Here is a 22,801-nt window from a genome sequence, read left to right as displayed (position 1 = left end):
GCGTGACTCCCGAGAGCGAGGTCGAGCTGCCGTGAAGTGCCGGACGCCGCCGAATATATGGACGCGCCGACCATGCCGTCAATGACCGGTTGAACGGATTCGATCGAATCGATCGGTTCGATTCCCTATGATGGCTGGCACTGCGTACATCACCGGACCACAGGGGACGCTTTGAGACCACACGTGAACCAGCGTCAGGCACAGGTACTCGCACTCGTCCGGGAGCGGGGCAGTGTGCGCGTGGCGGACCTGGCCCAGGAGCTCGGCATCTCACCCGTCACCCTGCGGCGGGACATCGAGGCGATGGCCGCGCGGGGAGAGATCCAGCGGATGCACGGGGTGATCAGCCGGGTGCAGGCGGGGGCGGCCTCGGCCCACGGCGGCGCGGGCGGCGTGGCGCGCGCAGCCGGTCCGGGCGGATCGGGCGGTTCGGCGGGCAGCGGCGCCGGCGAGGGGCTGGTGATCGGGATGGTGGTGCCCACGACCGAGTACTACTACGCCGAGGTCGTCCGGGGGGCCCGCGCGGCGGTGGAGGCGCGCGGTGCGCGGCTGACCGTGGGTCTGACACGGTACCTGCCCGGCGAGGACCGGACCCAGGCGGACCGACTGGTCTCCACCGGGGCGCACGGGCTGCTGCTGACCCCGAACTGGGAGACGGGGGCGCCGGGGCCCGGGGAGGGTGCCTGGGCGGCGGAACTCCCGGTTCCGACGGTGCTGGTGGAGCGGTGGGCGCCGCCGGGGCATCCGGCGGCGGCGCTCGACCGGGTGGCCTCCGACCACGCGCACGGCGCGGCCGGCGCGGTGCAGCACCTGGCCGAGTTGGGGCACAAGCGGATCGCGCTCGCCAGCCGGTCCACCCCGACCGCGACGCGGCTGCGGTCCGGGTACGAGGCCGCCGTGGCCGCGCTCGGCCTGGAGCCCGCGCCGCCGTGGCCGCCGGCCGGGCCGGGCCCGGTCTCCGATGCGGACCTGTTCTCGCGGATGTTGGAGTACCTGTGCGACGCGGTGACGGGCGGGGTGACCGCGGCCCTGATCCACAGCGACACCGACGCGATCATGCTGATCCCCCGGCTCCAGGCGCGGGGGGTGCGGGTGCCCGAGGACCTGGCCGTGATCACGTACGACGACGAGGTGGCCGGGATGGCCGACGTGCCGCTGTCGGCGGTGGCGCCGGCCAAGCACGAGGTCGGCGCCCGGGCGGCCGGCCTGCTCCTGGACCGGCTGTCCGGCGTGGATCCCGAGGAGAGTCCCCGCCAGCATCTGGAACTGCTCCCGCGCCTGACCATCCGCTCCTGAGAGGGGGCATGAGAGGGGGCCGAAGCGTTGACCTGATCACTTCGATCGGGTTGTGCGTTCGTTCTCGACGGCGGCCGGACGCCTGTGCGGTGGCCTCCCGCCGCCGGCCGGCCGTCGGCCCGCCTTCGGCAACGGCCTCCCCCGGGCCTACCGAGCTGGGCCCGGGCCGCTCGACGCCCTGGCCGCCAGCCGCTCCAGGTGTTCCCTGCCCCGCGCGAGCCGGCCGGGGAGTTCGGCCGCATCGGGGTACCAGCGCTTCTCGTACTCCCAGCAGAGCCAGCCGTCCCGCGGTACGGCGGCCACCACCTCGGCCAGGGGCAGCACTCCGGCGCCGAGCCCGAGCGGGGTGAGCTCGCGCGCCGATGCCACGTCCTTCACCTGTACGTAGCCCAGGTGCGCGGCCAGGGCCCGCCAGGACTCGGCCGGCGACTCGCCGCCCAGCCAGGTGTGCAGTACGTCCCACAGCGCCCCGGCGCCGGGATGCGCGACCCGGTCCAGGACCCGGACGGCCGCCGCCCCCGTGCGGTGGGAGTCATGGGTCTCCAGCAGGATCCGCACACCGTGCCGCTCGGCGAACGGGGCGGCGGCCCGCAGCCTGCGTACGGCGTGGGCGTCGGCGGCCGCCTCGGGCAGGTCGCCGCCGCCCGGGAAGACGCGCACGTAGGGCGCTTCCAGATCGGCGGCGAGCCGGACCAGGGCCCGCAGTTCGGCCAGGACGGGTTCGTCCGCTCCGGCGGCGGCCACCCGCGCATAGCCCGCGACGCCCAGGACGGTGACCCCGGCGGCGGTGAGGGCGCGCAGGCCGGCGGCCCGCTCGGCGGTCGGGCTGGCGGGGTGCAGGGGCTCCTCGGGGTGGGCGCGCAGTTCGAGGCCGTCGAACCCGTGGGCGGCCGCCAGGGCGGCGCTGCGGTCGAGCGGCGTGCCGGGCAGCCCGAGCGTCGAGAAGGCGTACCTCACCCTGCCCTCCCCCCGGCCGGGGGCGGGGCCGTGGAGGCGCGCACCATCAGCTCGGTGGGCAGGGTGGTGATCCCGCCCGGGGGCAGCGGCCGGCGGCCGGTGACGAGTTGGGCGGCGAGTGCACCCGCCTCGCGCAGCGGTACCCGGACGGTGGTCAGGGCCGGGGCGGTGTCCGCGCAGAACGGCAGGTCGTCGAAGCCGGCCACGGAGACGTCCTCGGGGATCCGTATCCCCGCCTCGCGCAGGGCGGCTGCGACCCCGGTGGCGACGATGTCGTTGGCCGCGGCGACCGCGGTGAAGGGTGCTCCGCGGCGCAGCAGTTCGCGGGTGGCGTCGTAGCCCGCGGAGCGCTCGAAGCCGGCGTGCACGGTGAGGCCGGCGCAGGCTTCGGGGAGGCCGGGGTCGTGTCGCAGCAGGGCGGCCCGGTGTCCGGCGAGGCGTTCGCGGGTGGTGCTCAGCCCGGGCGGGCCTGCGACGTAGGCGATGCGCCGGTGGCCGAGTGCCAACAGGTGCTCGGCGAGGCGGAAGGCACCGCCGTGGTCGTCGAACATCACGGTGGCGACGGGCAGTCCGGCGGGCAGCGTCAGGGGAGGCCGCCCGCAGAGGACCACGGGGGCGCCGGTGGCGGCTATCCGCGCGACGCGGCCGGCCAGCGTCGTGGTGTGCTCCGCATCTTCGACCGCGCCGCCGGTGAGGACGACTCCCCCGGCCCGCTGGCCCTCCAGCAGAGTGAGGTAGGCCAGTTCGGCCGCGGGCCGCCCTTCGGTGTTGCAGACGACGGCGAGGCGGCGGGCGTCGCCCTGGCCGGTGGGGGCGAGGGCGCTCTGCAGCGAGCCGGCGAGGATCCCGAAGAAGCTGTCCGCGACGTCGTGGACGAGGACGCCGACGAGGTCGGAGGTGGCGGCCGCGAGCGCGCGGGCAGGGCCGTTGGCGATGTAGCCGAGCTCCTCGACGGCCTGCTCCACCCGGGTCCGGGTGCCGCCGGCCACCGGGTAGCCGCCGTTGAGCACGCGCGAGACCGTGGCGGGCGACACGCCCGCGTGCGCCGCGACCTCGGCAAGAGTCACCGCCATGGTGCACCCCTCTCTCCTCCTGGACCGGGTCATCGTCTCATCCGGTGTGTGGATCTCCATAGTGCCCGATTGAGAAAGCGCTTTCTATCACTCGTTCGAGTCTTGCGACGGCGATGTCTTCGACCCTAGCCTGAACGGAGTGAAAGCGCTTTCTATCGACGGCGGTCGAGAAGGCGGCCGGCGAAACGAAGGAGGGGGACACCGTGGAGCGCAGGACGATCAAGATCGCCATGAACGGCGTGACGGGGCGCATGGGGTACCGCCAGCATCTGGTCCGGTCCGTGCTCGCGCTGCGCGAGCAGGGCGGGCTGGACCTGGGCGACGGCACGGTGCTGTGGCCGGAGCCGGTGCTCGTGGGGCGTCGGGAGCCGGCCCTGCGGGCCATCGCGGAGCGGCACGGGCTGGAGCACATGAGCACCGACCTGGAGGCGGTTCTGGCCGATCCCGAGGTCGAGGTGTACTTCGACGCCCAGGTCACCAGCGCCCGCGGGGCAGCGGTCCGGCGGGCCATAGCGGCGGGCAAGCACGTCTACTGCGAGAAACCGACGGCGCTGACCTTCGAGTCCTCGCTGGAGCTGGCGCGGCTGGCCGCGGCGGCAGGGGTCAAGAACGGCGTGGTCCAGGACAAGCTGTTCCTGCCGGGGCTGATGAAGCTGAAGCGGCTGATCGACGGCGGCTTCTTCGGCGAGATCCTGTCCGTGCGCGGCGAGTTCGGGTACTGGGTCTTCGAGGGCGACTGGCAGCCCGCCCAGCGGCCCTCGTGGAACTACCGCGCGCAGGACGGCGGAGGCATCGTCGCCGACATGTTCCCGCACTGGGAGTACCTGCTCCACGAGCTGTTCGGCCGGGTCCGCACGGTGCAGGCCCTGACGCGCACACACATCGGCCGCCGGTGGGACGAGGCGGGCAAGCCGTACGAGGCGACGGCCGAAGACGCCGCGTACGGCATCTTCGAGCTGGAGGGCGGCGCGGTCGCGCAGATCAACTCCTCCTGGGCGGTGCGGGTCCATCGCGACGAGCTGGTGGAGTTCCAGGTGGACGGTACGCGCGGGTCGGCCGTCGCCGGACTGCGCGGCTGCCGCGTCCAGCACCGCGGGGCGACGCCGAAGCCGGTGTGGAATCCGGATCTGGCGCAGACCGAGGCCTTCCGCTCGCAGTGGCAGGAGGTGCCCGACAACGACCCTGCGGACAACGGCTTCAAGGCGCAGTGGGAGCTCTTCCTGCGGCATGTCGTGCTCGACGAGCCTTGGACGTGGGACCTGCTGGCCGGGGCGCGCGGGGTCCAGCTCGCCGATCTCGGGCTGCGCTCCTCGGCCGAGGGCCGACGGCTGCCGGTGCCGGAGGTGGTCCTGTGAGCATCCGGCTTCCCTCGGCGGACGGCGGATCCCGCCTGTACCGGCCGAACACCGCTCCGTTCCCGCCGCTCACCTGCGGCCCTGCCCGGAGCCGTACCTTCTACGCGGCGGCCCATGTGGTCGCCGGCCGGGCGGCCCCCTTGGCGGCGGGGCCCGCGGTCGACTGGGACGCGGCGCTGGCCTTCCGCCACCGGTTGTGGGCACAGGGCCTCGGGGTGGCCGAGGCCATGGACACCGCACAGCGCGGGATGGGCCTGGACTGGCCGACCGCGGCGGAGCTGATCCGGCGCTCGGCGGCCGAGGCCCGGGCGGTGGGCGGCCGGATCGTCTGCGGGGCGGGCACCGACCAGCTCTCCGCCCACGGGGCTCCGCACTCCCTTGCCGCGATCACCGCCGCCTATGAGGAACAGCTCGCGCACATCGAGGCCTGCGGGTCGGGGGCCGTCCTGATGGCCTCGCGGGCGCTGGCCGCCGTGGCCGACGGCCCCGAGGAGTACCTGGACGTGTACGGCGGACTGCTCCGGCAGAGCGCGCGGCCGGTCGTACTGCACTGGCTGGGGCCGATGTTCGACGCGGCGCTGGCCGGCTACTGGGGTCACCACGACCTGGACGAGGCCACGGACGTCTTCCTGAAGATCATCGCCGACTGCCCGGAGAAGGTGGACGGGATCAAGGTCTCGCTGCTGGACGCGGAGCGGGAGGCGGACATCCGCAGGCGGCTCCCGGCGGGCGTGCGCTGCTACACGGGCGACGACTACCACTACCCGGAGCTGATCGCCGGGGACGGGGACCGGGCCAGCGACGCGCTGCTCGGCATCTTCGACCCGATCGCCCCGATCGCGGCCCGGGCGGCGCTCGCCCTCGACCGGGGCGACCTCGCGGGCTTCCGCGAGCTGCTCGACCCGACGGTCCCCCTGGCGAGACACCTCTTCGCCCCTCCGACCCGCTTCTACAAGACCGGGGTGGTCCTGCTGGCCTGGCTGGCCGGGTATCAGGAGCGGTTCACGATGGTCGGCGGCCTGGAGTCGGCGCGGCCGCTGCCGCATCTGGCGACCGCGTACGAACTGGCCGACGGGCTGGGGCTGTTCCCTGATCCGGAGCGTGCCGAGGAGCGGATGCGCGGGCTGCTCGCTCTGCACGGGGTGGCGTCATGAGCCCGGCCCCGGCCCCGGTTGCGCCGCGGCTCAGCCTGAACCAGGAGACCATCCGCCAGTGGTCACTGCCCGAGTTGGTCGCCGGGTGTACGGCGGCGGGGGTCGGCGCCGTGGGGCTCTGGCGGGATCCGGTGCGCGCCTTCGGGGTGCGGGCGGCGGCGAAGCTCGTCGCCGGGGCGGGGCTGCGCGTCAGCTCGCTCTGCCGGGGCGGGTTCTTCACCGCCGCGGACCCGGTCGGCCGGGCGGCCGCGATGGACGACAACCGCCGGGCCGTGGAGGAGGCGGCCGAGCTGGGCGCCGACACGCTGGTGCTGGTCTCGGGCGGGCTGCCCGGGGGCGACCGGGACCTGGTGGGGGCCCGGTCGCGGATCGCCGGGATCCTGGGCGAGCTGGCTCCGTGGGCCGCCGCGCACGGGGTTCGGCTGGGCATCGAAGCGCTGCATCCGATGTACGCCTCGGACCGCTGTGTGGTGTCCACCCTCGGCCAGGCCCTGGACCTCGCCGAGCAGTTCCCGGCGGAGCAGGTGGGAGTGGTGGCCGACTCGTACCACCTGTGGTGGGACGAGCGGCTGCCCGCGGACCTGCGCCGCGCCGGCGAAGGCGGGCGCATCGTGTCCGTCCAGGTCGCCGACTGGGTGACTCCCCTCCCCGAAGGCGTACTGCTGGGGCGCGGGCAGCTGGGCGGCGGCTCCATAGACCTGCGGGGCTTCCGGCAGCTGGCCGACGCGGCCGGCTACCGGGGCCCGGTGGAGGTGGAGATCTTCCATCCCGGTCTGTGGGCCCGGGACGGCGCGGAGGTGCTGAGGGAGGTGATCGACCGGTACCGCGAGCACGTCGGGTGAGGACGCGCCGGCGGGTGGCGCCCCGAGGTCAGGCGTCGTAGTCGTACTTCATGCCGATGCCCAGGGTGCCCTGGGCCGGGAGGAGTCCGGCGCCGACGATGTCGAGGACCGGCGGGAGGAGGAGTTCGGCGAGCCGGGCCACCTCCTGCGCGGACAGCGCGGACCAGGGGGCGGCGGCGAGTTCGTCGGTGAGCCTCTCGACGGCGGTGCGCAGGGCCAGTCCTGCGGCGGTGGCCGTGCCGTCCTCGGCCAGCAGGCCCCGGGCGGCGAGCCGGTTGCGGGCGGCCGTCCACGCGTCCGCCGGCCACTGGCGGCTCTCGAACGCCTCGACCGGGGCCGCGCCGGTGCCGGCCTGCAGGACCAGGGACTCGACCGGGTCGAGGTGGTGGGCCTGGAGGGCGGCGATGTGGCCGTCGCCGCGGTGCTCGCGCAGGATCGTGGCGGCGTGCCAGAGCACGGCGTGCGGTGCCTCGGGCCAGGGCAGGGCCGCGTTGGCGGCGGCCAGCGGGCGCCCGGCGATGGCGGCGGCCTCGGCGGCGCGGCGGGCCAGCGCGGCCGCCTCGGCCAGGTCCGGGGAGTCCGTGCGGTCGCCGAGCAGGGTGCGCAGGGCGCGGTCGGCGCCGGCCGCACGGGCCGCGAGGACCCGGGCGGGCGGGGCGGTGTGCCAGGACCGGTCGACGTACCGCTGCACCATGCTCGGGCTGAAGCTGTAGAAGAGGGAGCTCACGAGCTCCGCTTCGGCGGGGCCGAGGGGAGCTGCCCGGTAGGCGAAGTAGAGGGGCCACCGCTCGTCGGTCGGGTAGCCGAGGGCCGCGGCCTCGTCGTAGGACTCGGGGGCGAAGTAGACGAGGGCGTGGACGGGTTCGAGCAGCTGCCACAGCTGCCGGACCGTACCCAGGCCGTGCACGGCGCTGTACGTCATATCGGTTTCCCCCAGGGTCGGTTGGTCTCCGGAGCGGCAGGGGTGAGCTTAGGTCAAGGAGTGTCGGACAGGTCGGTGGAAGTGGGGTTCGAACAGTGACATAACGTGCCCTGCATGGATCAGGAGCACATAGCCGGGGACGGCGAAGGCGCAGGCAGGCGGCGGTTCCTCGCGATCGCGACGGGTGCGGCCACGGCGGCCGGGCTCGGGACCGTGGCCGGCTGCGCGAACGGGGACGGCGGCGCCGACGGGCAGGGCGGGGAACGGGCCGGCGGCTCCCCGGCTCCGAGTGGGAAGCCGTCGGGCGCGGGGCCGGGCGGTTTCGACGTCAAGGCCGAGAACGCCCGGCAGGGGAACGCCGACTGGCCGGTGGTCAAGGCCGGGCCCGCCCGCGCGATCGAGGGCTTCGCGGACCGGGTCAGCGTCCTGCCCGGCGAGTCCTTCGGGCTGCACGTGTCCACCACGGCGCCCCGGTTCACCGTCTCCGCCTACCGGATGGGCTGGTACGGCGGAGCCCGGGCCCGCCTGGTGTGGCGTTCCGAGGCCCTGCCCGGGGCGCGGCAGCCCGAGCACACGGTGGACCCCGGTACCCGTATGGTCCGCACGCGGTGGTCCCGTACGACCACGGTCGAGACCAAGGACTGGCCCGAGGGCTGCTACCTGCTGCGGCTGGACGCACAGGGCGGCGAGGGCCAGCGGTTCGTACCGGTCACCGTGCGGTCGGCGTCGACGGCCGGACGTACGGTCGTGGTCAACGCGGTGGCGACCTGGCAGGCCTACAACCGGTGGGGCGGCTACGGAAGTTACGACGGCCCGAACGGCGGCTACGCCTCGCGCTCGCTCGCGGTGACCTTCGACCGGCCGTACGAGTACGACGACGGCGCCGGGCTGTTCCTCGTGTACGAGGCTCCGCTGATCGCGCTCGCCGAGCGGCTCGGCATACCCCTGGCGTACGCGACGACCACCGACGTGGCGCGCGAGAAGCGGCTCCTGGAGGGGGCCGCGGCGGTGCTCTCGCTCGGACACGACGAGTACTGGTCGCCGGAACAGCGGGCGCACTTCACGGCCGCACGCGACGCGGGCACCAACATCGCGATACTCGGCGCGAACTGCTGCTTCCGCCGGATCCGGCTGGAGGCCTCCGACCTGGGACCGGACCGTACGGTGGTCTGCTACAAGTCCTCCTACGACCAGGATCCGGGCTTCAAGCGGGGCCATCCGGCGACCGTGGACTTCCGCTCGGCGCCCGGCGCGGACCCGGAGAGCTCACTGCTCGGCGTGATCTACGACGGCTATCCGGTGGACGCCCCGTACGTGGTGACCCACCCCGGCCACTGGCTGTTCGAGGGCACCGGCGCGAAGGCGGGCGACCGCTTCGAGCACCTGGTGGGCGTGGAGTACGACAAGGTCGACACGGGATTCGCGACGCCCCGGCCGATCGAGATACTGGCCCACTCCCCCGTGGTGTGCGAGGGCCGCCCCAGCCACCAGGACACGGCGTACTACACGGTGCCGAGCGGGGCGGGGGTCTTCGCGACCGGCACGATGCGGTGGGTGGAGGCCCTGGACGCGACGGGCGACGGCCGCAGCGGCAGGAACCACGGCCTGGACGCGCGGTCCGGGGCGCTGACCACCCGTGTGACGGAGAACCTGCTGCGGGTGTTCGCGGCGGGCCCGGCCGGGCGCACCCACCCGGCACAGGACAACGTCAAGGCGATGTACGGGGGGTCGTGAGGCGCGGGTCGCGGTCGGCCGGAAAACGGTGGACTTCACCCGGAAGGCGTGTTTAGGATCGTGATCACGGCATCGCGTGTCGGTCACCGGCTGGGTGAGGCATGGAGGTGTCCGTGACATGCCTTTCGGAGGCATTCGCTCATGTCAGTCGAACTGAACCACACGATCGTCCTCTCCCGTGACAACCGGGAGTCCGCCGCATTCCTGGCACACATCCTCGACCTCGAGGTCGGGGCCGAATGGGGCCCGTTCATTCCCGTGGAACTGAGCAACGGGGTCACCCTGGACTTCGCGACCGCCCCGGCCGGGTCCATCACCGTGCAGCACTACGCCTTCCTCATCTCCGAGGCGGAGTTCGACGCGGCGTTCGAGAAGATCCGGGCGGCGGGGATCACGTACTGGGCCGATCCGCACCAGCGGCACCCCGGCGAGATCAACCACAACGACGGCGGCCGCGGGGTCTACTTCCCCGACCCGTCCGGGCACGGGATGGAGATCATCACCCGCCCGTACGGGTACCAGGAGGACGGCGCCGCCTGAGCCTCCCGCTCGGGCCGGCCTGGGCCGGCCCGAGCGGGGTGTCGCGTGTCGCTCAGGGCCGTGCGGTCTTGTCCGATACCGCGGGCGCGTACTCGTCGAGGGGATCGGGCAGCGGCTCGAGCGCGGGCTCCTCCACGTGATCGGCCGAAGGAGTGGGCCGGGGCGCGGGCTCCGGCTTCGGCTTCGGCTCTGGTTTCGGCTTCGGCTCCGGTTTGTGCTTGGACTGGGCGTGTTCGACCGCGAAGGCCTGGGCCGCCCCGTCGAAGCCCCCGCCGTTCTGGAAGAACCCGCTCACCGCGTACACGCAGTCGCGCTTCGCGCTCTTGGGGCACGGCGCGTGGGCCGCCGCGAGCTCCCGGTGGGGCGTCGGCATGGAGGGCATCCTGATCCAGGCGTTGGCGACCGGGCTGTAGGCCTCGACGGTGGACAGGGTCCCGCCGCCGATACCGCCCAGGACGTACACGCAGCCGTCGCTCAGGCCATCGGGGCAGGGCGCCGTCACCGCCCCGGGCGAGTCGATGCGGCCGGTCGGGATGTCGGGCAGGCGCGTCCATCCGTTGAGGACTGGGCTGTACACCTCCGCCCTGGCGATGTGGGCGTTGCCGTCGGGGTTGAGGGTGCCATCGTTGCCGGCGATGGCGTACACGCACGTACCCTTCAGCCCCAAGTGCCCCGGGCAGGGCGCGGCCGCGCCGCCGTGACCGCCACGGGGAGCCGGGAGAGGGGCCACTGTGGCCCAGGTGTTGGTGGCCGGGCTGTAGGCCTCCACCGTGTTGACGGGCCCTCCCGCCCCACCACCGAAGACGTACACGCACGCCCCCCGCAGTCCCAGCCCCTCGGCGCACGGCGCTGTCGCCGCCTTCGCGCCCAAGCGGGCGGTCGGCATCGACGGCAGGGCCAGCCAGGTGCCGATCTCCGTGCTGAACGCCTCGTTGACGGCAACGCCCGCGGCGTCGACCTCGCCTCCGATGGCGTACACGCAGTCGCCCTTCACCCCGCCGGGGCAAGGGGCCGTCGCCGAAGCGACCGACGAGCGGGGAGTCTGCAGCGGCGGCAGCACGGACCATGTGTTCGTGTGCGGGCTGTACGCCTCGAACCGCTCGGGGCTGGGGAAGCCCCCGATGACGTACACGCAGGTGCCGTGCAGGCCGTCCGGACAGTGCGCGGCCGTGCCCGCGAGGGCGATGCGGGGTGTCGGCAGGGGCGGGAGGATCGCCCACACGCCCTGTGCGGTCGCGGACGTGGCCGCCAGGGCCAGCAGCGGGGCGAGGGCCGCGACGGCCAGGCGGCGCCGGCCCCCGCGCCACCGGGACCGGCCGGGCGGTGGCTTCTCGTGGTCGGTTCGCGGCGTGCGCCTCATGGGGGATCTCTCTCCTGGCATGGCTCGGCTACGCGAGGTGCCGAGGCGGAACATGAGCATCGTGACGTTATGTATGACTATGTGACGATTACTCACGTGTCGTACTCACACCGCTGACGCGCCGCGCCAGGTCACCCGTGTAGGGGAGGCGACTGCGCCGGCGAGGCTACGGCTCCCCCGCGCCCGGCCACCACCGGCAGGTAGACGATGTTCGGTGTACCCGTGTCCGGGTGGATCCCGATGCGGGTACGCACGCCGTACACCTCGGCCAGCAGCTCCTCCGTGAGGACCTCCTCCGGTGTACCGGTGGCGGCCACGCGGCCGCCGGACATCACGTACAGCCGGTCGCAGAAGGCGGCGGCCAGGTTGAGGTCGTGCAGGACGAGCAGGCCGGTCGCGGGCAGGGCGCGGACCAGGGCCAGGACCTCCAGCTGGTAGCGGATGTCCAGGTGGTTGGTCGGTTCGTCGAGGGCCAGCAGGCCGGGGTCCTGGACGAGGGCGCGGGCGACCAGGGCGCGTTGGCGTTCGCCGCCCGACAGGTCGTCGAAGCGGCGCGTGGCGAAGGCGGCCGCGCCGACGGTCTCCAGGGCCTCGGCCACGCGCCGTACATCGTCCGGGCCGTCCTGCTCCCAGAATCGCTTGTGCGGGCTGCGCCCCATGGCGACGACCTCGCGCACCGTCAGCCCGAAGGCGCCGCTCGCGTCCTGCGGGACCACCGCCACCCGGCGGGCCCTGTCCTTGACGCCGAGCGCGGCCGCGTCGGCGCCGTCGAGCAGCACCCGGCCGCCGGTCGGCAGCAGGGTGCCGTAGACGCAGCGCAACAGGGTGGTCTTGCCGCTGCCGTTGGGGCCGACCACGCCGACGCTCTCACCGGGGCGGGCGGTGAGGTCGACGCCGTGGAGCAGGGTGTGCCCGTCGACCTCATAACGCACGCTCTCGACCGCGAGTTCCACCGGACGCGCCGTCATCCCGCCACCCCCTCGGCGCGCCCGGAGCGGCGCAGCATCCACAGGAAGAACGGCCCGCCGATCAGCGCGGTGACCACGCCGACGGGGATCTCCTCGGGCGCGGCGGCCGTACGGGCGACCAGGTCGGCCAGGACCAGGAACACCGCCCCGCCCAGCGCGGCCACGGGCAGCAGTGCCCGGTGGCCGGCGCCGACGAACATCCGGGCGGCGTGCGGAACCATCAGGCCGACGAAGCCGATCGCCCCGCTGTAGGCGACGAGCACGCCGATGACCAGGGAGGTGAGGACGAAGACGGCGGCGCGGAACCGCCCGGTGTCCAGGCCCAGGGTGTGGGCGCCCTCCTCACCGGCGAGGAGCAGGTCGAGCGGCCGGGCGAGGGCGATGAGCAGCGCGGTCCCGACGAGCAGCGCGACGGCGGGCAGGGCCAGTTCGTCCCAGCGGGCACCGCCGAGCCCGCCCAGGGTCCAGAACAGCACGGTGCGGATCTGGGTCGGGGCGCGCGGCGAGCACGAGCACCAGGCTGGTGAAGGCGGACAGGATGTACTGGACGGCGACCCCGGCGAGGATCAGCCGGCCGGTGGTCATGGTCCCGCCGCGCCGGGCCATGGCGTAGACGGCGACGAGTGCGCCCATCGACCCGGCGAACGCGGCGAGCGGCACGGTGACCGCGGCCAGGCCCGCTCCCGTGCCCATGACGATCACGAGGACGGCTCCCGCCGAGGCCCCCGAGGAGGCCCCGAGCAGAAAGGGATCCGCGAGCTGGTTGCGCACGAGGGCCTGGAGCACGGTGCCCGAGACGGCGAGTCCGGCGCCGACGACGGCTCCGAGGAGGACGCGCGGCATCCGCACGTCCCACACGATGGAGGCGAAGGCTCCGGTCGGCCGGTCCCCCGCCAGGGCGCCGAGCACGATGTCGAGCACCTGGCCGGGAGCGATCCGTACGGGCCCCAGGGCCAGGCCGGCGACGGCGGAGGCGAAGAGCGCGGCGGCGAGCAGGACGAGGACGGCGGGGGTGCGGAGCCTCACGCGGCGTCGGGGTGGAGCTGACGGCCGAGGGATTCGACGGCGTCGGCGACGCGTACGCCGAGCACGGCCGAGGAGAGCGGCAGCACGACGAAGCGCCGGTTCTTGACGGCGGGAACCTCGGCGAGGGCCGGGTCGTTCAACAGGCGCTGCTTCTTGGCTTCGACGGTGGTGCCGCCGTAGTCGTAGATGAGGACGACCTCGGGCTTGCGCTCGATGACCTTCTCCCACGACACGTCGCCGAAGGTGTCCCTGAGGTCGGCGAAGGCGTTCGTCCCGCCGGCCAGGGAGACGATCTCGTTGCCGATGCCGTCGCCTCCGGAGGTGAAGGCGGAGGTCTCGCCGGAGTCGTAGACGAAGACGGACGGCCGGGCCTTGTCCTGGACCCGGGCGGTGACGGCGTCGATGCGGCGCTGCTCGTCCTCGATGAGCCTCGCACCGCGCTCGGGAACGCCGAAGGTCCGCGCGACCTCGGTGATCTCGGTCTTGAGCTGGTCGAGGCCGACCCGGCCCTCGGTGCAGTACTCCACGCTGAGCCGGGAGTTGATGCCGGTCTTGGCGAGCCCCTCGCGGTCGCGGCCCTGGGCCTTGTCGAAGGCGCTGGCGTAGCCGCCGTACACGAAGTCCGGGTCGGCGCCGAGGAGGATCTCCTTGGAGGGGTACTCCTTGGCCAGCACCTTGATCCCGTCGTAGGCCGGCCGGTAGGCGGGCAGCACGGCGTCGTCGAGGTAGGCGGTGCCGACCATCCTGTCCTGCAGCCCGAGGGCCAGCAGGAGCTCGGTGGCGTGCTGGTTCATGGTGACGGCGCGCCGCGGCGGGGCCTGGTAGGTACTGCTCACGCCGCAGTTGGTGACCGTGTACGGGAACCCCGGCCCGGCGGACGCCTCCGCATCCGCCCGGTCCCCCGTCCCCGGCGAACCGCCGCACGCGGCCAGGGGTATCAGGAGTGCGACGGGCACGAGGGCGCGCAGAAGGGCGCGGGAACGCGACATGGTGGAGCCTCTCCGGGGGATCCGCGTCCCCTGGTCGACGTGAAGAGGCGGTGCGTCAGTGTCTGACTCCCGGCCTCCCACGCGGAGACGGCCGATCACAGTGGCGGGACCGCACCGGAATCGCACCGGTTTCCTGTCCTGCACCGCCTGGGCTGGCCCGGTCCAGTCTGCCAGACGACCGCGGGAACGACGCCGGGCCCGTCCCCCTGTGCGGGGGACGGGCCCGGAGCGCCGTGAACTGCTTGCAGGGGTGGCAGGATTCGAACCTACGACATCTGGTTTTGGAGACCAGCGCTCTGACCAGCTGAGCTACACCCCTTCGGTGGGACCAACCATGGCATGGCGCGGCCTGAAGATCCACCGATTTCGTGGTTCAAGTGGGTGGAAATTCTGAGCGGGTGTGAGCGGCGCGAGCCCGAAGCCCGTCGTTGAGCGCGCTGTTGCCGCTGGTCAGCGCCGTGTCCAGCGGGGTGTGGCCGCCCTGGCCGATCCGGGCGGTGTCCGCTGCGTGAGACAGCAGCGGCCGTGTGGTGGATGGCGCCCGGGACAGTCGGTGCCGCCCCCGCCTGCGAGGCCGTGGCGGGCCGGGCCGCCGCGGGTGGCGGGAGTCGGGGGCGCGGAGGATCGTGGGCAGGGTGATCCGCGGATCAGGAGGTCCCGGCGTGCGCTGTCGGCCCTGCCGGGTGCACACGGCGGTGGAGGGGGCCGAGGGGTGCGACCCGTGGCTCCCCCGGGCAGTCCTGGGGCGGGAGCCGCGTCGGTACCGTGTGCGCCGGACATGCCTTGCGGCGGTCGCAGCGCTGCTCGTTCCCGCGCTGCTGGGCGCGGCCCCCGGCGGGTCCGGGGAGACCGTATCCCTCTCCGGTACCGAGCCCGGCCAGCGGCTCGACGTGACCCTGGTGCGCGTGGTCGACCCGGCCGATCCGGCCGGCCCCGAGGGCCCGGCGCCCGACGCCTCGACCCGGCTGGTCGCCGTGCAGTTGCGCCTGGAGAACACCGGCACCGCCGTGTACAAGGACTCCCCCGCCCCTGCCGCGCACCTGTTGGACACCTCCGGGCAGCGGTTCACCGGCCTCAACACCGCCACCACGGCCGGGGACTCCTTCCCCGACACCGTCACGCTCAGCCCCGGCGGCGCCGCCGACGGCCACGTCACCTTCCGGCTCCCCGAGGACTCCGTACCGGCAGCGGTCCAGTTCGCCCTGAACGGCGGACTCGCCGACGACGTCGGCCAGTGGAGTCTCCCCTGAGGGCGGCAGCGTCGGCCTAGGGCCGGGCGGCGCTCCGCTCCGCGGCCGCGGCGTCGGCCGTCTCCGCGCGGCCCACGGCCAGCCGCAGCGTGGCGGCGGCCGCGACCCCCGCCACCAGCCCGAAGGTCAGGGCGGCCGGGACTCCGCCACCGATACCGGCGAACGGCTGCAGCGGCCCGTAGAGCGAGCCCGTCCCGTCCGTCGCCACCCGGAGCAGCTGGCTCGCGAGCAGCCCGAGGACGGTCGCGCAGACCGCGCCCGCCGCCATCGCCGGGACGGTCGTGCGGGTGAGGAGCGCGGGCAGCCGTCGCAGCGCCCACCACACCACGACGAGCAGCAGCACGTCGGCGGCCTGGTGCAGGAGCCAGTCCCCGAGCGGCAGGCCCGCCGGGCTGACCCAGACGCCGAGCAGCAGCCACTGGCGCAGGAGATCGCCCGGTTCGGCGAACAGCCCGCCGTCCGGGGAGACCGTCTGGAGCGCGGCGGCGACCGGCTGGTACGAGAGGACCACCAGGGACAGGGCGACCGCCGCGGTCCCCACCGTGGCGGCCAGTCGGGCGGCACGCGCGGGGACGATGTTCTGCGGGATCCGGCCGGCGCCCTTGGCCGTGATGCGCGCCACGCCCACGGTCACCGCCGCCGAGACCAGCGCGGTGACCACCAGGACTTGCCGCCCGGAGGAGATCACGCTCGCCAGCTGGGGCAGGAAGCGGTAGCTGCCGTGCCCGTCCGCGGCGATCAGCCACGGCGCGGAGACGGTCACGGCCAGGGTTCCGGCCACCAGGCCCCAGGCCCACACCACGAGCAGCGTGGCCGGCATCCGGCCGTGCACCGGCGGCAGCCTGCGGATCAGGAGCAGCGCCACGGGCACGAAGAAGGCGAAGACGGCGGCGAACCGGATCTGCATGCCGGTCGCGTACAGCGCGAGGTAGCGGGCGCCGCCGGTCCCGGCCGTGTCCCCGGTCCCGCCGGACACCTCGGCGCCGAGCGGGAGCGCGGCCGGAGGGTCGTACGACCAGGGAATCAGCCAGTGTTCGAGCTCGGCGGCGGCCCGGCCGCCGATCACGCCGGTGCTGCCCGGCAATTGCAGTGCCTGCGCACTCGCCCCTGCCCACCACAGGAGCGCTGTGAGCAGCAGTCCTCCGGCCAGTGCCGGTATCGCTGCCCGCCGGTATGTCATGTGCTGTCCCCCGCTGTGACGGATCATCCGGTGAATCCCGTGGTCATGGCGACCACGGGCTGATGATCACATGCCGGTCTCGGCCGCCCCTCCGGTGACCCGGTCGGTCCACTTTCGGCCGCCCCCTTGACCGCTCTGGTCCAGACCAATAGTTTCCGGCATGCACCGCGCACGCGCTCACGCCCCGCTCCCGCATCCGCAAAGGAAGCCCATGCGCCGCAGCATGCTCGGCCGGCTGGCCGTCGCCGCCTGTTCCCTCTCCCTGCTGACCGCCTTCGCGCCCGCCGCCGGCGCGCACGGCGACGCGGCGGGCGGCCACGACCGCTCGTACAAGAAGGTCGGCTACTTCACCCAATGGGGCGTCTACGGACGGGACTTTCAGGTCCAGGACCTGGAGGCGAACGGCTCCGCCGGCAAGCTCACCCACATCAACTACGCCTTCGGCAACATCAGCCCGGAAGGCAGGTGCTTCACCGGCAACGTGCCGGGCGAGGCCGACGCCTGGGCCGACTACGTCCGGCCGCTGGACGCCGAGAACTCCGTCGACGGGGTCGCCGACACCTGGGAGCAGCCGCTCGCCGGCAACTTCAACCAGCTGCGCGAGCTCAAGGCCAAGCACCCCGGCCTCAAGGTGCTGATCTCGCTGGGCGGTTGGAGCTGGTCCACGCACTTCTCGGACGCGGCCCTCACCCCCGCCTCCCGCAAGGCCCTCGTCGAGTCCTGCATCGACCTCTACATCAAGGGCAATCTGCCGCAGGACGGCACCCGCGGCGGCGCGGGCGCGGCCGCGGGCCTGTTCGACGGGATCGACCTCGACTGGGAGTGGCCCGGTTCGGCCGGTGACGCCGACACGAAGTTCCGGCCGGAGGACAAGCGCAACTTCGCCGAGCTCGTCAAGGAGTTCCGCACCCAGCTCGACGCGTACGCGCGCACCCAGAAGCGGAAGGCTGACTACGAGCTGACGGCCTTCGTCCCGACCGCCCCCGCCAAGATCGACGCGGGCTTCGACGTCCGCCGGATCATGCGCGACCTCGACTTCGTGACGCTCCAGGGCTACGACTTCCACGTGTCGGGCGAGGCCGGCACCGCCCAGCAGTCGGCGCTCTACGCCCGGGGCGACTTCAGCGTGGACGGCACGGTGGACGCCTGGAAGCGGCGCGGCGCGCCCGCGCACAAACTGGTGATGGGCATGCCGTTCTACGGGCAGGGCTGGACGGGCGTCAGCGGCGGCGGGGACGGCATGGGGCAGCCCGCCACGGGCCCGGCGCCCGCGACCTGGTCCGCCGGGTACGAGGACTACAAGGCGCTGAAGAAGCTGGCCGACTCCGGGACCTACCGGATCCACCGCGACCGCCGGGGCGGGCACGCCTGGCTGTTCGACGGCACCACCCTGTGGACGTACGACGACCCGCAGGTGCTGCGCGCCAAGACCGGCTACATCCGCGACCACGGGCTGGGCGGCGCGATGTTCTGGTCGCTGGACGCGGACACCGCCGACGGCGAGCTGATGACGGCCGTCGACCGGGGCCTGCGCGGACGCTGACCGGCCGCCCCGGGCGGGCCCTGACAGCCCTCGGGCCCGCCCCTCCGACCGGCGCCGCCGGGCCGCGGAAAACCATCCGGCCCGGCGGCGTCCCACCACATAGTCTCCCGCGCATGAGGAACTCGACGGTACGGGCGGTCAACCGGCTCACGAAGCGCTGGGCCGCCGCGCAGCCCCCGGCCGGGGACACGGGCACGGTGTTCACCGCGGCCGGGATCTGGCCGCTGCTCGCCCTGCTCGCGGACGGCTCGGGCGGCCCGGCCCGCGCCGAACTGGCGGAGGCGCTGGGCATACCCGTCGGGGCCGCGGCCGGAGCCGGACGGGAGCTGCTGGCCGCGGCGGCCGGCGTACGAGGTCTTCAGGCGGCGACCGGGCTCTGGGCCAAGGGCGACCTCCCGCTGGAGGAGGCCTGGTCGGCGAAGCTCCCGGCGGGCACCCGGGGGGCGCTGACGGGCGACCAGGAGACCGCAAGGCCCTGGACGCGTGGGCGTCGGACCGGACGGGCGGCCTGATCGAAAGCATGCCGATTGTCCTCGATGACGACACCCGAACGTACTGGGCGAAGCCGACGCGCCCGCCGGTGAGGTGATCGCCACCGGAATCGACGCGGTCACCCGGGCCCTCCCGGCCACCGGTGCGAGCCTGCTGCCCGAGGGGAACCCCGGACCGGGGCTGTTCGTCGATACGGTGACGTCCTTGTCTCCGGAGCCTCGGCTGGACATCGAAACGGTCTCCTTCGAGGTGCGCGCACAGCACGAGCTCCTCGACCACGCCTCGCTGTTCGGGCTCGAAACCGCCTCGGACACGGACTACGGGCACTTCCCCGGGATCAGTTCCGAGCCGCTGGCCATCGGTTCGGCCGGCCAGTCGGCGGTCGCCCGCTTCCACGCCGAGGGCTTCGAAGCCGCGGCCGTCACCGACTTCGCGGTGGCGGCGGCCGGGTGCGCACCGGCGAGGCCGAGGTACCGGACCCGGCAGGCCGCGGTGTACTTCCACCGCCCCTTCGGCTTCCTGGCCGTCCACCGCACCTCCCGGCTGGTCCTCGCCGCGGGCTGGGTCACCGAGCCCGGTACGGTCCGGGAATGACCTCAGACACGATCACCACCACCGCGGCCGCGGCCGGCACCTGGGAACTCGGCGACCTCACCGTCAACCGGATGGGTTTCGGCGCGATGCGCCTGCCGCAGAGCAGCGGGGCGGCGTTCGCCGCCGACGCCGCCGCGAGCGATCGCGGCCGGGCGATCGGCGTGCTGCGCCGGGCCGTCGAGCTCGGTGTGAACCACATCGACACCGCCTCCTTCTACTTCTCCCCGCTGCGCTCCGCCAACGAGCTGATCAACAGCGCGCTCGGCCCGTACGCCGACGACCTCGTGATCACCACCAAGGTGGGGCCGGGCCGCGATGCGTCCGGTGCCTTCTACTGGGCCGAGCCCGGGCAGTTGCGCGGGCAGGTCGAGGAGAATCTGCGCCAGCTGGGCCGCGACCACCTGGACGTCGTCAACTTGCGCCTCCCCTCCTCGGCGGCCGACACCTCGCTCGCCGAGCACTTCGGGGCGCTCGCCGAGCTCCGCACGGCCGGGCTCATCCGGCACCTCGGCATCTCCAACGTCGGCGCCCGGCAGCTCGCCGAGGCGCAGGCCATCGCGCCGGTGGTGTGCGTGCAGAACCCGTACGGGATCGGCTCGCCGGCCGAGGAGCACGCCTTCGTGGACGCGTGCCGGGAGCAGGGCGTCGCCTTCGTCCCCTTCTTCGCCATCGCCGGCGCGGGCAAGGAGTCGGGGGCGGCCGGAGACGACGGCGAGCGCGTGAACGCCCTCGCCCGGGCCCACGGGGTGTCCGTGGCCCAGCTGCGCCTCGCGTGGACGCTGAACCGCGGTCCGCACGTCCTGGCGATCCCCGGTACGGGGAACCCGGACCACCTCGTCGAGAACATCGCCGCGGGGGCCCTGCGCCTGACCGCCGAGGAGATCGCGCTGCTCAACTCCCTGTAGCCCGGCGGTGCGCGGCGGCCAGGGCCGCCGTCTCCGCGAAGGAGGGGACGCGGCCGGTGCCGCCGCGGCCGGAGACCGAGAGGGAGGCGGCCGCCGTCCCGTAGGCCACGGCGTCCGCCAGGCTGTCGCCCAGGGCGAGCCGGGCGGTGGCCGTTCCGGTGAAGCAGTCGCCCGCCCCGGTCGCGTCGACGGGGGCGGGGTTGGCGGGCACGGGGTGGTACGCCGCCCGCGTCCCGTCGTCGAGCAGCAGCCGGCCGGCGCCGGCGGTGACCGCGACCGTACGGGCGCCGAGCGCGCGGCAGCGGGCGGCGGCGGTGGTCGGGTCGTCGGTGTCCACCAGGGCCAGGGCGTCGGCGGGGCAGGAGGTCTTGAGCAGCCCGGTCAGGGGTGCGAGCTCGGCCAGCAGTTCCCTGGCCTCGGCGCGGCCGGTCAGTCCGGGGCGGAAGTTGGGGTCGTACGAGAGGTGCCCGCCGGCCCCGTGGGCGAGCCGGGCTGCGGCCGCCACGGCCTCGCGGCTGCTCGGCGACAGGGCGCCGGTGATACCGCTGGTGATGAGCGCGGCGGAGCCGGCCAGCAGCTCGCGCCAGGACTCGACGTGCCGGGGCGAGAGGGTGGAGCCGGCGCTGCGGGTGCGCCAGTAGACGAACTCCCGGTCTCCGTCGGCGTCGGCGGAGAGCAGGTAGGCGCCGTTGGGGCGCGGGGCGCGGCGTACGTGGGAGACGTCGACACCCAGTTCGGCGGCGCGCCGCAGGAGCGGGACGCTGAGGTCGTCGTCACCGACGACGGCGAGCAGGGCGGTCCGGGCTCCGGCGGCCGCGGCGGCCGCCGCCGCGTTCAGGGCGTCCCCGGAGTAGGAGATGCGGGCCGGTGTGCCGTCGGCCGCTTCGCGCAGGGCGGCGCCGGCGTGGATCTCGACGAGCACCTCGCCGAGGACGAGGACGTCGTACCCTCCGCTCACCGCGGGTCCCGCCCGGTGGAACCGGTGCACCGGGCGCAGCACGGCAGGGCCAGCTCGGCGAATACGGCGGCCAGTTCGGCGGGGTCGGCCGGCAGCCCGCTGCCGATGCCGACGGCGGCCGCCCCGGCGGCGAGCCAGTCGGGGACCTCGCCGGGCCGGATGCCGCCGGTCGGGATGATGAGGGCCTCGGGCAGGACGGCCTTGAGCGAGCGGATGAACCCGGGGCCGGCGACGTGGGCGGGAAACACCTTGGCGGACCCCGCCGAGCGGACCGCGGCCGCGATCTCGCCGGGGGTGAACCCGCCCTCGATGAAGACGGCTCCACGGCGCTCGGCGACTTCGCGGACCTCCGGGGCCGGGTACGGGGAGATCAGGAAGCCGGCGCCCGCGTCCAGGGCCGTCTCGGCCTGGGCGGTGGTGGTCACCGTGCCGACGCCGATGAGGGCGGGGCGGCCGTGCGGGTCGGTGAGCGGGACGGTACGGGCGAGGGCGTCCGCCCAGCCCGGAGTGGAGGTGGTCAGCTCGACCGCGCGGCAGCCGGCGGCGAGCAGGGCGGTGGTCCGGCGGACGGCCCGGTCGGCGTCGGCTTCGCGCAGCACCGGCAGCAGGCGCTGGGCGGCTATCACCGCGTACGGGTGGCAGGGCAAGGGGACCTCCCGTTTGTTCCACGTAGTGGAACGCAGTAGCGTGTAGTGGAACCAGTTGGTCTAGACCCTACACAGGCCGGGGGCTCTCGTGTCAACGGACGGAACGGGCGGGGGAATGGGCGAGGGAACGGACGCGGGGACGGGCGGCGCGGCGCGTGGCGGACGGACCTCCGCCGCCGGATCCGCGCTGGAGAAGTCCCTGCGCATCCTGGAGGCGGTGGCCGCGCCGGGCGGGCCGCACCGGCTCGCCGATGTGACGGCGGCGGCCGCCGTGCCCAAGTCCAGCACCTTCCGGATCCTCGCCTCGCTGGTCGAGCAGGGCTTCGTACGCCAGGAGGGCGAGAGCCGGTACGGGGTGGGACCGCGGCTGCGCGGGCTGTCGGCCCTGGTCAGCGGCGGGGAGCCGGCGAGCGTCGAGCGCGTGCTCGGGGAGCTGCGGGAGTCGACGGGGCAGACGGTCCATCTCGCCCTGCGCAGCGGGGAGACCATCACCTACATCCGGAAGCTGGAGAGCGAGCAGCCCTTCCGGACGGCGTCCCGGGTCGGCATGCGGATGCCGTTGCACTCGACGGCGATCGGCAAGAGCATCCTGGCGCGGCTGCCGGACGAGGAGGTGCGGGAGCTGATCGCCGCCGCCGGGCTGCCGCCGCGGACGGCGCGGACGCTGACGACCGCGGCGGCGCTGCGCGCTCAGCTGGTGGAGATCCGCGGGCGGGGCTTCGCCCTGGACGACGAGGAGAACGAGCCGACGATCCGCTGCATCGGTGCCGCGATCGTCGGCGCGGACGGGCGCCCGATCGGCGGGGTCAGCGTCACCACCGTCACCTTCCTGGTGTCCCGGGAGGAGATCGAGTCGTACGCGCCGGCCCTGCGGGTGGCTGCGGAGGCCCTTGCCGCGCTGCTGTGAGCGGAGCCCTGGGGCGGGCCGGCGCAGGGCCAAGCGGCCTGCCGGCCGCCGCGGGGGGGCGGCCCCCCCCCCCCCCCCCCAAAAACCGCGCGGCCGGGGGTGGGGGCGG

21 protein-coding genes, 1 tRNA gene, 1 pseudogene and 1 riboswitch are annotated in these 22,801 nt (G+C 74.1%); of the genes and pseudogenes, 12 read left to right on the top strand and 11 right to left on the bottom strand.

Features of this window, described 5'->3' with window-relative positions:
• The first annotated feature begins 171 nt into the window (after window positions 1-171).
• The gene (locus tag ACFWBN_RS29580) at window positions 172-1,296 is read left to right on the top strand and encodes a substrate-binding domain-containing protein (RefSeq protein ID WP_385181353.1); all 1,125 of its coding nucleotides are present in this window, start codon (window positions 172-174) and stop codon (window positions 1,294-1,296) included.
• A 147-nt stretch (window positions 1,297-1,443) separates the two neighbouring features.
• On the opposite strand, the gene ACFWBN_RS29575 is transcribed toward ACFWBN_RS29580, so the two are convergent.
• Both ACFWBN_RS29575 and ACFWBN_RS29570 read right to left on the bottom strand, forming a co-directional pair.
• Entirely contained in the window at window positions 1,444-2,253 is an 810-nt protein-coding gene (locus ACFWBN_RS29575) for a sugar phosphate isomerase/epimerase family protein (RefSeq protein WP_385181350.1), read from the bottom strand.
• Entirely contained in the window at window positions 2,250-3,326 is a 1,077-nt protein-coding gene (locus tag ACFWBN_RS29570) for a LacI family DNA-binding transcriptional regulator (RefSeq protein ID WP_385181348.1), read from the bottom strand. The genes ACFWBN_RS29575 and ACFWBN_RS29570 overlap by 4 nt, the downstream gene beginning before the upstream one ends.
• 230 nt (window positions 3,327-3,556) lie before the next feature.
• Between ACFWBN_RS29570 and ACFWBN_RS29565 the strand changes: the two genes are divergently transcribed.
• From ACFWBN_RS29565 to ACFWBN_RS29555, 3 genes are read left to right on the top strand one after another with little or no spacing between them, the layout of a single operon-like run.
• Entirely contained in the window at window positions 3,557-4,681 is a 1,125-nt protein-coding gene (locus ACFWBN_RS29565) for a Gfo/Idh/MocA family protein (protein ID WP_385181453.1), read from the top strand.
• Window positions 4,678-5,835: a dihydrodipicolinate synthase family protein gene (locus ACFWBN_RS29560; RefSeq protein ID WP_385181345.1), complete on the top strand. Its 1,158-nt coding sequence runs from the start codon at window positions 4,678-4,680 to the stop codon at window positions 5,833-5,835. Before ACFWBN_RS29565 ends, ACFWBN_RS29560 begins: the two co-directional genes overlap by 4 nt.
• Window positions 5,832-6,677, top strand: coding sequence for a sugar phosphate isomerase/epimerase family protein (locus ACFWBN_RS29555; protein ID WP_385181340.1), 846 nt, complete (start codon window positions 5,832-5,834; stop codon window positions 6,675-6,677). The genes ACFWBN_RS29560 and ACFWBN_RS29555 overlap by 4 nt, the downstream gene beginning before the upstream one ends.
• Window positions 6,678-6,705: 28 nt before the next feature.
• Here the strand turns inward: ACFWBN_RS29555 and ACFWBN_RS29550 are convergent, their stop codons facing one another.
• Window positions 6,706-7,599 (bottom strand): hypothetical protein, encoded by an 894-nt coding sequence (locus tag ACFWBN_RS29550; protein WP_385181338.1) that lies wholly within the window; start codon window positions 7,597-7,599, stop codon window positions 6,706-6,708.
• A 114-nt stretch (window positions 7,600-7,713) separates the two neighbouring features.
• Here ACFWBN_RS29550 and ACFWBN_RS29545 point away from each other — a divergent pair, with 114 nt between their 5' ends.
• Window positions 7,714-9,333: a N,N-dimethylformamidase beta subunit family domain-containing protein gene (locus ACFWBN_RS29545; RefSeq protein ID WP_385181335.1), complete on the top strand. Its 1,620-nt coding sequence runs from the start codon at window positions 7,714-7,716 to the stop codon at window positions 9,331-9,333.
• Between the two features lie 141 nt (window positions 9,334-9,474).
• On the top strand, window positions 9,475-9,873 hold the full coding sequence (locus ACFWBN_RS29540; RefSeq protein WP_385181333.1) for a VOC family protein: 399 nt from the start codon (window positions 9,475-9,477) through the stop codon (window positions 9,871-9,873).
• A 52-nt stretch (window positions 9,874-9,925) separates the two neighbouring features.
• Here ACFWBN_RS29540 and ACFWBN_RS29535 read toward each other — a convergent pair whose 3' ends face one another.
• The 5 genes and pseudogenes from ACFWBN_RS29535 to ACFWBN_RS29515 form a co-directional block, all read right to left on the bottom strand.
• Window positions 9,926-11,233, bottom strand: coding sequence for a Kelch repeat-containing protein (locus ACFWBN_RS29535; protein ID WP_385181330.1), 1,308 nt, complete (start codon window positions 11,231-11,233; stop codon window positions 9,926-9,928).
• A 131-nt stretch (window positions 11,234-11,364) separates the two neighbouring features.
• Entirely contained in the window at window positions 11,365-12,201 is an 837-nt protein-coding gene (locus ACFWBN_RS29530) for an ABC transporter ATP-binding protein (RefSeq protein WP_385181327.1), read from the bottom strand.
• Window positions 12,198-13,260 (bottom strand): annotated as a pseudogene (locus tag ACFWBN_RS29525) (FecCD family ABC transporter permease). Before ACFWBN_RS29525 ends, ACFWBN_RS29530 begins: the two are co-directional and overlap by 4 nt.
• Window positions 13,224-14,216, bottom strand: coding sequence for an ABC transporter substrate-binding protein (locus tag ACFWBN_RS29520; RefSeq protein ID WP_385181325.1), 993 nt, complete (start codon window positions 14,214-14,216; stop codon window positions 13,224-13,226). The pseudogene ACFWBN_RS29525 and the gene ACFWBN_RS29520 overlap by 37 nt, the downstream one beginning before the upstream one ends.
• A gap of 56 nt (window positions 14,217-14,272) precedes the next feature.
• Window positions 14,273-14,353, bottom strand: a riboswitch (cobalamin riboswitch).
• 108 nt (window positions 14,354-14,461) lie between these two features.
• Window positions 14,462-14,535, bottom strand: a tRNA-Trp gene (locus tag ACFWBN_RS29515).
• Window positions 14,536-14,983: 448 nt separating this feature from the next.
• Between ACFWBN_RS29515 and ACFWBN_RS29510 the strand changes: the two genes are divergently transcribed.
• Window positions 14,984-15,466 carry a DUF4352 domain-containing protein gene (locus tag ACFWBN_RS29510; protein WP_385181322.1) on the top strand — a complete coding sequence of 161 codons (483 nt, stop codon included), beginning with the start codon at window positions 14,984-14,986 and terminating at the stop codon, window positions 15,464-15,466.
• Between the two features lie 16 nt (window positions 15,467-15,482).
• Here ACFWBN_RS29510 and ACFWBN_RS29505 read toward each other — a convergent pair whose 3' ends face one another.
• On the bottom strand, window positions 15,483-16,646 hold the full coding sequence (locus ACFWBN_RS29505) for a hypothetical protein (protein ID WP_385181319.1): 1,164 nt from the start codon (window positions 16,644-16,646) through the stop codon (window positions 15,483-15,485).
• A 211-nt stretch (window positions 16,647-16,857) separates the two neighbouring features.
• Between ACFWBN_RS29505 and ACFWBN_RS29500 the strand changes: the two genes are divergently transcribed.
• The 4 genes from ACFWBN_RS29500 (at window position 16,858) to ACFWBN_RS29485 (ending at window position 20,180) form a co-directional block, all read left to right on the top strand.
• On the top strand, window positions 16,858-18,189 hold the full coding sequence (locus ACFWBN_RS29500) for a glycoside hydrolase family 18 protein (protein ID WP_385181316.1): 1,332 nt from the start codon (window positions 16,858-16,860) through the stop codon (window positions 18,187-18,189).
• A 113-nt stretch (window positions 18,190-18,302) separates the two neighbouring features.
• Window positions 18,303-18,701: a hypothetical protein gene (locus ACFWBN_RS29495; protein WP_385181314.1), complete on the top strand. Its 399-nt coding sequence runs from the start codon at window positions 18,303-18,305 to the stop codon at window positions 18,699-18,701.
• 73 nt (window positions 18,702-18,774) lie between these two features.
• Entirely contained in the window at window positions 18,775-19,275 is a 501-nt protein-coding gene (locus tag ACFWBN_RS29490; protein ID WP_385181311.1) for a serpin family protein, read from the top strand.
• On the top strand, window positions 19,272-20,180 hold the full coding sequence (locus ACFWBN_RS29485) for an aldo/keto reductase (RefSeq protein WP_385181308.1): 909 nt from the start codon (window positions 19,272-19,274) through the stop codon (window positions 20,178-20,180). Before ACFWBN_RS29490 ends, ACFWBN_RS29485 begins: the two co-directional genes overlap by 4 nt.
• On the opposite strand, the gene ACFWBN_RS29480 is transcribed toward ACFWBN_RS29485, so the two are convergent.
• Entirely contained in the window at window positions 20,167-21,138 is a 972-nt protein-coding gene (locus ACFWBN_RS29480) for a PfkB family carbohydrate kinase (RefSeq protein ID WP_385181305.1), read from the bottom strand. The two genes, ACFWBN_RS29485 and ACFWBN_RS29480, sit on opposite strands and share 14 nt — an antisense overlap.
• Window positions 21,135-21,785 (bottom strand): bifunctional 4-hydroxy-2-oxoglutarate aldolase/2-dehydro-3-deoxy-phosphogluconate aldolase, encoded by a 651-nt coding sequence (locus ACFWBN_RS29475; RefSeq protein ID WP_385181302.1) that lies wholly within the window; start codon window positions 21,783-21,785, stop codon window positions 21,135-21,137. Before ACFWBN_RS29475 ends, ACFWBN_RS29480 begins: the two co-directional genes overlap by 4 nt.
• A 115-nt stretch (window positions 21,786-21,900) precedes the next feature.
• On the opposite strand from ACFWBN_RS29475, the gene ACFWBN_RS29470 reads away from it, so the two are divergent.
• Window positions 21,901-22,692, top strand: a complete 792-nt coding sequence (locus ACFWBN_RS29470) for an IclR family transcriptional regulator (protein WP_385181300.1) — start codon at window positions 21,901-21,903, stop codon at window positions 22,690-22,692.
• Window positions 22,693-22,801 lie beyond the last annotated feature (109 nt).

The sequence above is a fragment of the Streptomyces sp. NPDC059989 genome, from assembly GCF_042736975.1.
GTDB lineage: Bacteria > Actinomycetota > Actinomycetes > Streptomycetales > Streptomycetaceae > Streptomyces.
This window is presented reverse-complemented; position numbering and strand designations above follow the sequence as displayed.

Bases quoted from the DNA above. Each gene is read 5' to 3' on its own strand.
- ACFWBN_RS29570 (WP_385181348.1), bottom strand. From the start codon at position 3,326: ATGGCGGTGACTCTTGCCGAGGTCGCGGCGCACGCGGGCGTGTCGCCC.
- ACFWBN_RS29565 (WP_385181453.1), top strand. From the start codon at position 3,557: ATGAACGGCGTGACGGGGCGCATGGGGTACCGCCAGCATCTGGTCCGG.
- ACFWBN_RS29555 (WP_385181340.1), top strand. From the start codon at position 5,832: ATGAGCCCGGCCCCGGCCCCGGTTGCGCCGCGGCTCAGCCTGAACCAG.
- ACFWBN_RS29550 (WP_385181338.1), bottom strand. From the start codon at position 7,599: ATGACGTACAGCGCCGTGCACGGCCTGGGTACGGTCCGGCAGCTGTGG.
- ACFWBN_RS29545 (WP_385181335.1), top strand. From the start codon at position 7,714: ATGGATCAGGAGCACATAGCCGGGGACGGCGAAGGCGCAGGCAGGCGG.
- ACFWBN_RS29540 (WP_385181333.1), top strand. From the start codon at position 9,475: ATGTCAGTCGAACTGAACCACACGATCGTCCTCTCCCGTGACAACCGG.
- ACFWBN_RS29535 (WP_385181330.1), bottom strand. From the start codon at position 11,233: ATGAGGCGCACGCCGCGAACCGACCACGAGAAGCCACCGCCCGGCCGG.
- ACFWBN_RS29530 (WP_385181327.1), bottom strand. From the start codon at position 12,201: ATGACGGCGCGTCCGGTGGAACTCGCGGTCGAGAGCGTGCGTTATGAG.
- ACFWBN_RS29520 (WP_385181325.1), bottom strand. From the start codon at position 14,216: ATGTCGCGTTCCCGCGCCCTTCTGCGCGCCCTCGTGCCCGTCGCACTC.
- ACFWBN_RS29505 (WP_385181319.1), bottom strand. From the start codon at position 16,646: ATGACATACCGGCGGGCAGCGATACCGGCACTGGCCGGAGGACTGCTG.
- ACFWBN_RS29500 (WP_385181316.1), top strand. From the start codon at position 16,858: ATGCGCCGCAGCATGCTCGGCCGGCTGGCCGTCGCCGCCTGTTCCCTC.
- ACFWBN_RS29495 (WP_385181314.1), top strand. From the start codon at position 18,303: ATGAGGAACTCGACGGTACGGGCGGTCAACCGGCTCACGAAGCGCTGG.
- ACFWBN_RS29485 (WP_385181308.1), top strand. From the start codon at position 19,272: ATGACCTCAGACACGATCACCACCACCGCGGCCGCGGCCGGCACCTGG.
- ACFWBN_RS29470 (WP_385181300.1), top strand. From the start codon at position 21,901: ATGGGCGAGGGAACGGACGCGGGGACGGGCGGCGCGGCGCGTGGCGGA.